Source organism: Thermodesulfobium narugense DSM 14796 (genome assembly GCF_000212395.1).
GTDB classification, from domain to species: Bacteria; Thermodesulfobiota; Thermodesulfobiia; order Thermodesulfobiales; family Thermodesulfobiaceae; genus Thermodesulfobium; species Thermodesulfobium narugense.
The window spans coordinates 573,456-586,076 of record NC_015499.1; the positions used below are offsets into that span (position 1 = coordinate 573,456).

Annotated in this window: 13 protein-coding genes; 12 read left to right on the forward strand and 1 reads right to left on the reverse strand. The window is 35.3% G+C overall.

Going from position 1 to position 12,621, the window contains the following annotated elements; all coding sequences use genetic code 11:
• Nucleotides 1-317: 317 nt before the first annotated feature.
• The 12 genes from THENA_RS09805 to THENA_RS03035 are packed head-to-tail and all read left to right on the forward strand — an operon-like array spanning nt 318 to nt 10,791.
• Nucleotides 318-536, forward strand: coding sequence for an AtpZ/AtpI family protein (locus THENA_RS09805; RefSeq protein ID WP_013755955.1), 219 nt, complete (start codon nt 318-320; stop codon nt 534-536).
• A 16-nt stretch (nt 537-552) separates the two neighbouring features.
• The gene (gene atpB / locus THENA_RS02985) at nt 553-1,308 is read left to right on the forward strand and encodes a F0F1 ATP synthase subunit A (RefSeq protein ID WP_013755956.1); all 756 of its coding nucleotides are present in this window, start codon (nt 553-555) and stop codon (nt 1,306-1,308) included.
• A 59-nt stretch (nt 1,309-1,367) separates the two neighbouring features.
• Nucleotides 1,368-1,619: an ATP synthase F0 subunit C gene (gene atpE, locus THENA_RS02990; protein ID WP_013755957.1), complete on the forward strand. Its 252-nt coding sequence runs from the start codon at nt 1,368-1,370 to the stop codon at nt 1,617-1,619.
• A gap of 31 nt (nt 1,620-1,650) precedes the next feature.
• Entirely contained in the window at nt 1,651-2,136 is a 486-nt protein-coding gene (gene atpF / locus THENA_RS02995; protein WP_013755958.1) for a F0F1 ATP synthase subunit B, read from the forward strand.
• A gap of 1 nt (nt 2,137) precedes the next feature.
• Nucleotides 2,138-2,680: an ATP synthase F1 subunit delta gene (gene atpH / locus THENA_RS03000; protein WP_013755959.1), complete on the forward strand. Its 543-nt coding sequence runs from the start codon at nt 2,138-2,140 to the stop codon at nt 2,678-2,680.
• A gap of 17 nt (nt 2,681-2,697) precedes the next feature.
• Nucleotides 2,698-4,212 (forward strand): F0F1 ATP synthase subunit alpha, encoded by a 1,515-nt coding sequence (gene atpA / locus THENA_RS03005; protein WP_013755960.1) that lies wholly within the window; start codon nt 2,698-2,700, stop codon nt 4,210-4,212.
• 1 nt (nt 4,213) lies between these two features.
• On the forward strand, nt 4,214-5,074 hold the full coding sequence (atpG, locus tag THENA_RS03010; protein ID WP_013755961.1) for an ATP synthase F1 subunit gamma: 861 nt from the start codon (nt 4,214-4,216) through the stop codon (nt 5,072-5,074).
• Between the two features lie 10 nt (nt 5,075-5,084).
• On the forward strand, nt 5,085-6,506 hold the full coding sequence (gene atpD, locus THENA_RS03015; RefSeq protein WP_013755962.1) for a F0F1 ATP synthase subunit beta: 1,422 nt from the start codon (nt 5,085-5,087) through the stop codon (nt 6,504-6,506).
• A gap of 12 nt (nt 6,507-6,518) precedes the next feature.
• Nucleotides 6,519-6,947, forward strand: a complete 429-nt coding sequence (gene atpC / locus THENA_RS03020; RefSeq protein ID WP_013755963.1) for an ATP synthase F1 subunit epsilon — start codon at nt 6,519-6,521, stop codon at nt 6,945-6,947.
• Between the two features lie 56 nt (nt 6,948-7,003).
• A complete protein-coding gene (gene murA / locus THENA_RS03025; RefSeq protein WP_041437914.1) occupies nt 7,004-8,251 on the forward strand; it encodes a UDP-N-acetylglucosamine 1-carboxyvinyltransferase in 1,248 nt (415 codons plus the stop codon).
• 11 nt (nt 8,252-8,262) lie between these two features.
• Nucleotides 8,263-9,333 (forward strand): phosphodiester glycosidase family protein, encoded by a 1,071-nt coding sequence (locus THENA_RS03030; RefSeq protein ID WP_013755965.1) that lies wholly within the window; start codon nt 8,263-8,265, stop codon nt 9,331-9,333.
• 57 nt (nt 9,334-9,390) lie between these two features.
• On the forward strand, nt 9,391-10,791 hold the full coding sequence (locus tag THENA_RS03035) for a phosphohexomutase domain-containing protein (protein ID WP_013755966.1): 1,401 nt from the start codon (nt 9,391-9,393) through the stop codon (nt 10,789-10,791).
• Nucleotides 10,792-10,807: 16 nt separating this feature from the next.
• Here the strand turns inward: THENA_RS03035 and THENA_RS03040 are convergent, their stop codons facing one another.
• Nucleotides 10,808-12,481, reverse strand: coding sequence for a ribonuclease J (locus THENA_RS03040; RefSeq protein ID WP_321162722.1), 1,674 nt, complete (start codon nt 12,479-12,481; stop codon nt 10,808-10,810).
• Nucleotides 12,482-12,621: the final 140 nt, after the last annotated feature.

The following is a 12,621-nucleotide window of genomic DNA, read 5'->3' on the forward strand; positions in this document are numbered from 1 at the left end:
AAAAAATTTTGATATTATATTAAAATGATATCACTAAATTATTAGTTTAAGATAAACTATTATTTGCTTCTATTCAATTTTCAGGGTTTTAAATATTCAAAAATATCTATTAATTTGTAAGATAAGTTATTTATTTATATAAGCTTTGTTTATTTAGAAAATTAAGACTTTTCTGACAAAACTAGTGACATATAAAGTTGGTGAAACTAAAATATTAAATAATTAGGTAAAATTTTAATTATTTATTGGAGATATAATTTTATTATTGACATGATAAGAAAAATCTATTAATCTATAAATGATTTTTGTAGTTAGGGGTGAATCATATAAAAAAGAATAAAAAAGAACAAAATTTACCCCTATATGTTGTTCAGTTAGGTTTTAACGTTTTAGGTACTACGCTAGGAGGGTTGTTATTAGGGTGGTTTTTACAGGAAAAATTAGGTTGTGGATTGCCAGGTTTTTTGTTTGGACTTTTATTAGGCGTTTTTTCTGGTTTATGGATAATATTAAAACAAATTTTAAATCAAAAATGAAAGGGGGTGAAGAAAGTTGCATATCGCTGAAGAATTCATGTTACACAAAATCATACCTATAAATATTGCCGGGTTTGATCTTAGCATTACTCAGGCAGTTTTGTGGATGTGGATAGCTTCTGTAATTATGATGCTTTATTTGATTTATTGTAGTAGAAATATGACTGTAATACCTTCTAATAGACTTGTTACCTTATTTGAAGTTCTTGTAGACTTTGTTAAAAAAGATCTGGTTGAAAGTTTTATGCACGGAAAAGACGTTGAAAGATTTTTTCCACTTATTGCTTCAATATTTTTCTTTATCTTTGCATCGAATTTTATAGGAATTATTCCGGGCACTTATACGCCTACAGCCAACATTAATACAACCGCTATACTTGCAATATTTGTGTTTATACTCTATAACGTTCTAGGAGTTTTCAGAAATGGCGTGATTGGATATTTAAAAAGTATAGTTGTACCGGGTCTTCCTGCTCCATTAATTCCTGTAGTTTTTGTCATAGAAATATTTAGCCATCTTGCTCGTCCACTCTCATTATCTGTTAGGTTGTTTGCAAACATGACGGCAGGACACATTATTATTGGGGTGTTCATTTATCTTTGTTTAATGGCAACAGGCGCTTTTGTTGGAGGTTTTATTCTTGGTGCTTTACCCTTTTTAGCATCTATTGGAATGTACTTTTTGGAGGTATTTGTCAAATTTTTGCAAGCAGTAATCTTTGCCGTTTTGACAGCTATGTACATAGCTGGTGCTGTTGCTCCTGAACATTAGAATTTTTCTTTACAGTTTAAAATTTAAAAATTTAATAATAAATTCGGAGGTGTTTTTAAATGGATGCAGTAAGTATAAACCTTGGATTAGCTCAATTGGGCGCAGGTGTAGCTATTGGATTTGCCGCTGCTGGTGGTGGTGCAGGAATGGGTATTTTAGGCGGATATTTTTTGACCGCTCTTGCAAGACAACCAGAGCTTCTTGGTCCACTACGTACTTATATGATTTTGGTACTAGTCTTTATTGAAGCTCAGGTTTTATATGGCTTTGTTGTATCTATGATCCTTTTGTTTGCAGCTCCTAAGCACTAGTCTTTTATTCTTTTAAGGGAGATCTAAAAAAATGATGAATTTTGAATTTGGACTAGAGTTCTGGACTATTGTCTCCTTTTTGATATTCTTCTTTTTGTTTGCAAAATTTGTTGTTCCACCAATAAACAATGCACTTAAAGAAAGAGAAAAGGCTATTGCGGGTGCAATAGAACAGGCTCGAAAAGAAAGGGAAGAGGCAGAAAAACTCTTGCAGGAATCAAAGAAAGAGCTAGAAGAAACAAGGGCTCGTTCTTCAAAGATTGTAGAAGAAGCAAGAGCTTATGCTGAAGAAGTAAAAAAAGATATTATTCAAAAAGCTAAAGAAGAGGCACAAAAGATAGTTGACAGTGCTGCCAAAGATCTTGACAGGGCTAAGGCAGAGGTTATAGCAGAACTGAAAGTTGAAGTTGTTAATCTTACTATTTCTCTTACAGAGAAGCTCCTTGAGAAAGAATTGGATAAAAATGCGCAGACGAAGTTTGTAACAGAATATTTGCAAAAGATAGGTAAGAATTAAAATGAGCAGCAACTATGTTTTAGCCAAAAGATATGCAAGGGCTTTTTTGTCTATTCTCAAGGAAAACAAGAGAAACCTGCAAGACGTTGTTGACGAAACAAAAACCCTTATGAAGAGCTTTAGAGAAACTGGACTTGACAAAGTGATCTTAAATCCTGTTCTTGATATTAGTACTAAGAAGGAACTGATTGAGCCTTTAAAAAACAAGATTTCAAGTGATATTTTTTCTTTTTTAGAATTTCTTGTTGATAAAAATAGATTTTCTTTGTTGCCTTTTATTTTGCAATCGTTAGAAGAGACTTTAAACGAAGAAAGTGGTAGGATTGTCGCCAATCTTGAAGTGGCTATTCCATTAACTGACGAATTAAAATCAAATTTTATAGAATACTTTAAGAAAAAATTTAATGCTAAAGCTGTAGATATTGTTGAAGTCGTTAACGAAAAGATTATTGGTGGCTTTAGAGCAAAAGTTGGAGACTATCTTATTGATGCAAGTATTAAGGGGTCCTTGGATAAAGCCAAGAGACTTCTTTTAGCTAATTGAAGGGAGGTGTTGTTTTTTTGAAGATAAGGGCTGAAGAAATTACTGATGTAATAAAAAAGCAATTATCTAATATAAAAGCTGAACCAGAGTCTGCACTGGTTGGCACAATTATATCTGTTGGTGACGGAGTAGCAAGGATTTGGGGTTTGAAAGATGCTATGATGTCAGAGCTCTTAGAATTCCCAAATGACGTTTATGGAATTGTGTTTAACCTAGAAGAAGATTCTGTGGGTGCAATTATTTTGGGTGATGACTCAAAACTAAATGAAGGTGATACAGTTAAATCAACTGGAAGGGTTATATCAGTCCCTGTCGGTCCAGAGTTGGTGGGTAGAGTAGTGGATGCTTTAGGAAGGCCTCTTGATGGTAAAGGACCTATCAATGCAAAGAAGTACAGGGTGATAGAAAGAGTTGCTCCAGGCGTAATTACCAGACAATCTGTAAATCAACCTGTACAAACAGGTATTAAAGCTATAGATGGTATGATCCCTATTGGTAGAGGCCAAAGAGAGCTTGTAATTGGCGACAGACAAACTGGTAAAACAGCTATTTGTGTTGATACGATCCTTAATCAAAAAGATCAAGATATGATATGTATTTATGTAGCAATAGGTCAAAAGGCATCAACCGTTGCAACTATTATTAAGACGTTAGAAGACAATGGTGCGATGGATTATACAATTGTTGTAGTGGCTAATGCTTCTGATGCTGCTGCTCTTCAATATATTGCACCGTTTAGCGGTTGCGCAATGGGCGAAGAATTTATGGAGCAGGGTAAAGACGCTTTGATAATTTACGATGATCTTTCTAAACATGCTTGGGCATATAGGCAGGTTTCACTACTTTTGAGAAGACCGCCTGGTCGTGAGGCATATCCGGGAGACGTCTTTTATTTACATTCCAGACTTCTTGAAAGGGCAGCAAAGCTCAACAAGAATTACGGAGGTGGTAGCTTAACTGCTCTACCAATTATTGAAACGCAAGCTGGTGACGTTACTGCTTATATTCCAACTAATGTTATCTCTATTACCGATGGTCAAATATATCTTGAGCCAGAGCTTTTCTATGCTGGTGTCAGGCCTGCTGTAAACGTAGGTCTTTCTGTTTCTCGTGTAGGTGGTTCGGCGCAAACAAAGGCTATGAAACAAGTAGCAGGCAGATTAAGGCTTGAATTAGCACAATATCGTGAATTGGCTGCATTTGCTCAGTTTGCTTCTGATCTTGATCCAGCTACAAAACAAGTTTTGACCCGAGGCGAAAAACTTGTTGAACTCTTAAAACAGCCTCAATATATGACCTTTTCTCTTTGGAAAGAAGTATGTTCTATATTCTCGGGAGTTCGTGGATTCCTGGACGATATAAATACCGAAGACATTCAAAGGTTTGAAAAAGAACTTCTATCTTATATTGAAGCTCACAACCAGGATATAATTGAGGCAATAACAAAAGAAAAGGCTATTTCAAAAGAAACTGAAGAAAAGCTTGAGAAAGCAATTAAGGAATTCAAAGCTCTCTTCGTAGGCGGTAAATAAAATGCGTCCTAATGATGTAAAACGAAAGATAAAGGCTGTTCAAAATATTCAAAAGATAACTAAGGCAATGAAATCTGTAGCTGCGGTTAAAGCAAGGAAAGCTGAAGAAAGGGTTAAAAAGGTCAAAGATTATTCAAGAGAAATGTTTGAGCTAACCAAAAGGCTCTCGACTGAAATTGCTGGTTTCAAACATCCGCTTTTAGAAAAAAGAGAGGTAAAGACGGTAGGCATTCTGGTTGTGACTTCTGACAGAGGACTTTGTGGCTCTTTTAATGCAAACATTCTTAAGGAAACTCTTAAGCTCTATCAAAAGTACAAATCTGAAGGCAAAGAGGTTAGACTTTTTGCTGTAGGGAGAAAAGCAAAGCAGTTTCTTGAACGAAGATTCCCAGTAGTGATTGCTAGCTTTACAAAATTACCTCAACCCCCCACTCAAGCAGAAGCCTCTTTAATAGCCTCAGAAATTACAAAGTATTTTTCTGATGGCACTATAGATGCCTTAAAAGTCCTTTACTATAACTACAAATCTATGGCTAAATACACAATTGTTGAAGAAGAAGTGCTACCCTTAATTCACGTACAGGAAAAGTCTGAGCCTAAAGCGACTTATATTTTTGAACCTGAAGAAGATGTGGTAGCTTCATATTTGTTAGAAAGAGGTTTGATGGCAGAAATATTAAGAGTGATTCTTGAGACTGCGGCTTCCGAACAAGCTGCAAGGATGCAAGCTATGTCTCAAGCTTCAGAGAATGCACAAGATCTAATTAAACAACTTACACTTGCTTTCAATAAAGCGCGTCAAGCGATAATTACCCGCGAGCTGAGTGAGATTGTAGGAACCACTACAGCTCTCGGTTCTTAGGAGGTGGACATTGGCGAACGTTGGTAAGGTTGTACAAATTTTAGGTACTGTTGTGGATATAGAATTTGAACCTGGCAAAATACCTGCACTTTTGAACGCTCTTAAAATAGAGGGGAAAAATCAATATGGGCAGGAATTCAACATTACTTTAGAAGTTATGCAACAATTAGGTGATAATCGAGTAAGGGCTATTGCAATGTCTTCTACTGACGGTTTGGTTAGAGGAACTGAAGTGATTGATACTGGTGCTCCAATTATGATTCCTGTAGGTAACGAAACCCTTGGTAGAATTTTTAACGTTTTGGGCAATACAGTTGACGATGGTCCAAAGGTTGAAGCAAAAAATTTTTCGCCTTTGCACAAGGCTCCCCCAAGTCTCAGAGATATTAACCCTGTTCCTCAGCAGTTGGAAACAGGCATCAAAGTCATAGATCTTTTGGTTCCATTTCCAAGAGGCGGGAAAATAGGCTTGTTTGGTGGTGCGGGTGTAGGCAAAACAGTTATCTTGATGGAGTTAATAAGGAACATTGCAGCAGAGCACGGCGGAAAGTCAGTATTTGCAGGCGTTGGAGAGAGAACTCGTGAAGGCAATGATCTTTATCACGAGATGAAGGCATCTGGCGTTATCGACAAGACCGTTATGGTTTTTGGTCAGATGAATGAGCTGCCTGGTGCTCGTATGAGAGTTGGTTTGACAGGTCTTACTATGGCAGAGTACTTTAGGGATGTTGATAAGGCCGATGTGTTATTGTTTATAGACAATATATTTAGATTTGTTCAGGCAGCTTCTGAGGTCTCTACGCTTCTTGGGAGGCTCCCGTCTGCAGTAGGTTATCAGCCTACTTTGGGTACAGACGTTGGAAGCTTGCAAGAACGTATTGTAACCACAAAAGATGGTTCTATTACTTCTGTACAAGCTGTTTACGTCCCTGCTGACGACTTGACTGACCCAGCACCTGCAACAACATTTGCTCACCTTGATGGTACTGTTGTTTTGTCAAGACCTCTTGCAGAGCTCGGCATTTATCCTGCTGTAGACCCGCTTGACTCAACGTCTCGTATACTTGATCCAAGAGTTGTAGGTGAGGAACATTATTTAGTAGCTCGTGGAGTCCAAAAAGTTTTGCAAAAATATAAAGATCTCCAGGATATCATTGCCATTCTTGGAATGGAAGAACTTTCTGAAGACGATAAATTGACTGTTGCCAGGGCTAGAAAGATTCAAAGATTTTTGTCTCAACCATTCTTCGTTGCAGAAGCCTTTACAGGAATGAATGGTAAATATGTAAAGCGTGAAGATACCATTAAAGGTTTCAAAGAAATCCTTGATGGCAATTGTGATGAATTACCCGAACAGGCTTTTTATATGGTTGGAACAATTGAAGAAGCTCGTGAGAAGGCAGCGTCTATGCAAGCATCACAAGCTAGTTAGGGGTGAATACAAATGAAATTGTTAATATTAACCCCTGAAGGTGTTGTAGTCGATGAAGAAGTAACATTTGTTTCAGCAATGGGAGAAGAAGGATCACTTGGTATTATGCCAAGACATGCACCGCTTGTTACTACTTTGAAGGTAGATGTGATAGAATTTGTTAAGGAGAACTCTGATAGGGAGGTAGTAGCTGCTATCGGAGGAATTCTCGAAGTTAAAGATAATAAGGTAACAGTTCTCTCTGATGCCGCAGAACTTGCTGTAGATATAGACGAGTTGAGGGCTAAAGAAGCCGAAAAGAGAGCTAGGGCAAGATTGACTATGAAAACAGAAGAGGTAGATGTAAAGAGGGCAGAAGCTGCTCTTGCAAGGGCACTTGCAAGGCTTAAGGCGATTGAACTGTTGAATAGAAGAAGTGGAAGTAGGAAAAGAGGTGCGTAAGGAGTATTTTAGAAGTAAATAATTGTAATGGAAATTTTTCTAAACAATATTATAGGATTTGTGGCGGCAAGCCTTTATTAGGTTCTGTGAAAACTAGCGGTTCAAAAAATGGGTCGCTGCCTATAATGGCAGCGGCTCTACTATTTGATTCACCTGTGTTTTTGTCTAACGTTCCATATTTATTGGACGTTAACACTATGGCAAAAATAATTTCAAGTCTTGGGGGTAGAGTCGATTTTAAGGGAAACTCAGAGGTTTTAATTGATCCTTCAAACGTATCAAGGTACGATCCTCCTTTAGAACCTGTTATAGCTATGAGAGCATCTTTTTTGGTAGCGGGGGCACTTCTTGCAAGATTTGGTAGAGCAAAAGTAGCTCTTCCTGGAGGTTGTGCTATTGGTTCTAGACCAGTAGATATACACCTTAAGGGTTTTGAGGCTCTAGGTGTAAAAAGATCAATTGAACATGGTTTTGTAAATCTTGAATGCGATAAACTTAAAGGTGCAAATATTTATTTGTCTTACCCAAGCGTGGGTGCTACTGAGAATTTGATTATGGCATCTGTGTTTGCAGAGGGCATGACAGTTATCGATAATGCAGCAAAGGAACCAGAGATATTAGGTCTTTCAGAATTTTTAAATTTATGCGGAGCAAAAATTAGGGGAGCTGGTTCAAGAACTATTGAAATTGAAGGAGTAAAATCTCTTAAACCAATCGATAATTATTCGATTATACCCGATCGTATTGAAGCTGGTACTTTAATGCTTGCAGGAGCGATAACACAGGGTGATATTCTTGTAGAGAATATAAATCCTGACTATTTGAGTTCTGTTATTGAAAAGATGATAGAAGCAGGTATTGAAGTTTTGCCAGAGAAAAATAGCATCAGGGTAAGATGTAAAAATAGACCTAAACCAGTAACTATAAAAACATCTCCACATCCAGGGTTTCCTACAGATATGCAGGCACAATTTATGGCCCTATTATCGTTGGGCGAGGGTACTTCTGTTATAACAGAAATGGTTTTTGAAAATAGATATTTGCATGCTGAGGAATTGAGCAGATTGGGTGCAGATATTAGAATTGACGGAAGAACTGCAGTTATAGTGGGGGTTAATCACTTATCGGGTGCACCAGTAAGAGCTCTCGATTTAAGAGCTGGTGCTGCGCTTGTAATTGCCGGGCTAATTGCAGAAGGAGAAACAAGGGTTTTTGGACTTTCACATCTTAATCGTGGCTATGAAAATTTGGAAGTCAAACTCAGTAATCTTGGTGCATCAATATCTAAAGAAGTTTTACCTTAATTGAGGTGAATGTGAAAGAGGTTTGGATAAAAAATGCTACTTCCTTTTGTGAGAAATCGATAAATTCCTTTTTGTTAGCTACAAAAATCCTTTTTTATTTGTTTTTTGTTTTTTATATATTGTTTTTTTATCAAAATAAATCTGATGCCTATACTAAGAATGAATATTCTATTAATGGTGCACATTTATATGTTTTTAAGTTTAACCCAAAAGAAGTTCGTGTAGTGCCATATTTAAATGATTATCCTATTAGAGCAATAGACGTGGTTAACTACTATAATCCTTTTTTACTTATAAATGGCACATTTTTTTATTCTAATAAGCTTTTGGGTGCTTTGTTCATGCACGGTGAACCTCAATCTTATATGGGCGATAATAGAGCAACATTTTTTTATTATAAAAATAATACTGCAAGCATAAATTATTTAAAATATAAAGTTAAGCTTGATATTTGCAGCTCTTCTTCAAAATGTAGGGTTTTATATCTTGATGGGATAAATAGACCACAAAATTATTACGAAAATATATTGTACACGAATGGTTATTTGAGACCTGTTTTGCCTACTTCTGGCATATTGCTAAAAATAAATGAAGATGGAACTTTTGAATATCTTTATACTAGGAGTGCAATGCCTTCTCGGGGAGAATATATTTTGCTAGCTAATCACGACTTGGATGTGTTAAACAACCTTGTGCCTACGGACAGAATTAGAGTAAGTATAGAGCCAATGATAAATAGCAATTTGGATTTCTATATTTCGGGCGGTCCTATGTTGCTTTATAACGGACAAAACGTTGCCTTACAGTCATGCAAAAAAGAATATATAGTAAACGATATTAAAGTAGGAAATCACATGAGAACTGGTTTAGGAATTGACTCCTTGTCTAATATTTATGTTTTTTCTGTTTCATGGCCAGGTTGTACTTTGAATGAACTTGCAAACTCATTGAAAAATCTTGGTCTAAAAGATGCTATGCTTTTAGATGGCGGCTATTCTTCTGTTCTTTTTGCTGATAATAGATTTTTGGTAGGGAGTGAAGCAAGAGCAAATATCTCTTATTTGATGTTTTTTACTAATTAATTTGTATAATATAATATTTAATGAGTTTTATATTCTGAAATGCGAAGGAGTAGAAAGTTGAATATAAAATTTGGAACTGATGGTTGGAGAGCAAAAATCGCTCAAGATTATACTTTTGAAAATCTTGAAAAAGTATCATTGGCTTTAGCTATTACTTTAGAAGAAGAAAATTCCTTAAATAAAACCTGTGTTATTGGTTATGATACAAGGTTTTTTTCCGAAGATTTTGCAAACCACGTTGCTGAAGTCTTGTCAGGTGTAGGTTTTGACGTAATAATTTCTGATAATTTTATACCAACTCCCACACTTGCATTTTCTGTTAAAGATAAGTCTTGCGCAGTAGGTATAATGATAACTGCAAGTCATAATCCGTATAATTATAACGGTTTTAAAATAAAACAAAGCTTTGGCGGTTCTGCATCAAAAGAATTCACATCAAAGGTCGAATCTAACTTGGAAAAAATTAAAACTTATAAATTTAGAAATGAAAAAGGAAAAATTAAAGTCCAAAATCTTTTTGAAAATTACAAAAATTCTATATTAAAATTCGTTGATATCAATGCCATTAAAGAATCAGGCATTAAAGTTGCCATTGATTGCATGAATGGCGCAGGATCGGGTTATCTTTCAAGTCTTTTGTCAGATCTAAATATAAAGGTATTTCCTGTAAGGAACAAAAGAGATCCATATTTTAAGGGGTCAAGGCCTGAGCCAATTCCTCAACTTTTAGGCCCACTTTCGTATGAAGTTTTTTCTAATTCATTAAATCTAGGCACTGCTCTCGACGGCGACGGAGATAGGGTGGCATCTTGTGATGCTTCTGGCACTATTTTTACTTCTCAACAAACGTATGTTCTACTGCTTAATCATCTGGTTACAAGTAGAAAGCTAAAAGGAAAAGTTCTCAAGAACTTTGCTGTAAGCGTCCTAGTTGATAAATTGTGCAAGCTCTATGATATAGAATTTGAAATATTGCCTGTTGGCTTTAAATATATTTGTTCCAAGATGATTAGCGAAGGTAATGTATTGATGGGAGGAGAAGAAAGTGGAGGTTTTGGGTTTCTTGGTCACATTCCAGATAGAGATGGTTTTTTGTCTTCACTTTATTTGATAGAATCAGTTGTTATGTCAAAGAAGTCTTTAATGGAACAGCTTGATGAAATATATGATAAGGTTGGTTTTTTTGAATATGACAGATATGATCTAAAACTAGAAACTTCAGTCGAAGAGGTAAGAAAAAAAATTAGAGACTTAATTGAAAATCCAGCAAAGAAAATTGGTGAGAAAAAGGTTTCTGAGATTTCTACTATTGATGGAATCAAATATATTTTGGAAGATGAAAGCTGGCTTTTGATAAGACCGTCTGGAACTGAGCCCTTAGTGAGGATCTATGCAGAGGGAAAAAGCATTCATGAAGCAAAAGCTTTGATTGGGTTTGGTAGAAAACTTTTTCAATAAAGTTAATTTAAAAAAACTATTTGCTATTTAACTTAATAGCTTGTATAAAGATAGCAGGGTATTTTCTATATTGACTAAAAACTAATTCTTTTATTGAATTGGAGATCTTATCTTCAAGTTTTTGGGTATTTTCTATTTTTGGACTTTTTAAAAAGAAAGAATATATTGCCGATTCAATTTCTTTTTGAATAATATTTTCTTGATTTTTCAGACCTAATGTTTTTATTCTTGGTTCAGCTAATATTTTGAACTTTTCCGGATCAAACGTTAGTGATATCAAAATTAGTCCTTCGTCTGATATTTTTTTTCTTTCAAGGAAAGAACTTTTATTAAATTCAATTATTTCTGAACCGCTTGCAATCATATTTCTAATCGCAATTTCGTCAACTATTTTAACTTCCCCGTTATTCAGTTCGACTACTGCTCCATTTTTTGCTAATATAATATTCTCTTTAGAATAACTAAGACTTTGTGCGAGATCAGAAAAATGCTTCATATGTCTAAATTCGCCGTGAAATGGTAAAAGATTTTTTGGTTTTACTAAATTTATTAGGAGCTTTATGTCTTCTTTTGAGCCGTGACCTGATACGTGTACCCTGTGATTTGGTTCGTATAAAACTTCAGCTCCTAACTTAAAGAGCTTGTTTATAGTCTTGTTAACAAGAGTTTCATTGCCTGGAATTGGTGATGCTGAAATAATAACAGTGTCGTTTGGGAAAATTTTAACGTCTTTGTGATTATTGTTTGCTATTCTTGTAAGAACCGAAAGCGGTTCTCCTTGACTTCCTGTTGTGATTATTGTGGTTTTTTCAAGTGGGTGATTTTTCAATTCATGTTGCTTTAGCTGATATTCTTCTGGAAAGGATAAATATCCTAGTTCTTTTGCTATTGAGACAGTATTTATCATGCTTTTGCCGAGAATACAAAATTTTCTGTCGAAAGCGATTGATGCGTTAATTGCTTGCTGTACTCTATGGATATTCGAAGCAAAAGTTGTAAGGATTATTCTTCCGTTTACCTTCCTGAATACATCAAAGAACTTTTCACCTACAACCCTTTCGGATGGAGTAAATCCTTCTCTTTCAACGTTTGTAATGTCAAGCATCAAGAGGTCTATGCCCTTTGAACTAATTGATACTAATTTGTTATATTCTGTTGTTTTTCTATCTATTGGAGTCTGATCGAATTTGAAGTCGCCAGAATGAATTATTGTTCCGTGTGGGGTATGAATAGCATATCCTACCCCATCAGGGATACTGTGATTAACGTGAAAAGATTCGACAAACATATCGTCAACAAAAATAATTTCATTTGAATTAATTTCATGAAAAGTTACATCCTTTGAAGATATTTTATAGTCTTTTAGTTTTGCTCTTACCATTCCAAGTGTTAACTTGGTGCCATATATAGGTACATTTACCTTTTTTAATAGAAATGGAATTGCACCAATATGATCTTCGTGTCCATGTGTGATGAACAGTGCTTTTACTTTGTCCTTTTTGTCAATTACGTATTGGAAATCAGCTGTTAAAAGTGAGGATTCGAAACTTGGATCGGGAAATTTTATCCCACAATCAAGTACAATTAGCGACCTTTCGCTTTCAAAAAGTGTCATATTTCTGCCAATTTCTTCGATTCCACCTAGTGGTATTATCTTGATGGGAGAGCTTTTTTTAGTAAAGTTAAAAATATATTTCCTCCTGTTAAATTTTAACTATTATGATATAATATTTTCAAACAAGATAATTTATTATAACATTTTAAGTTTTTAGCTAGAGTGGGTAATTACCCACTCTTTGTGTTTTTAAAAATCTGAAAGGACGAGATTTT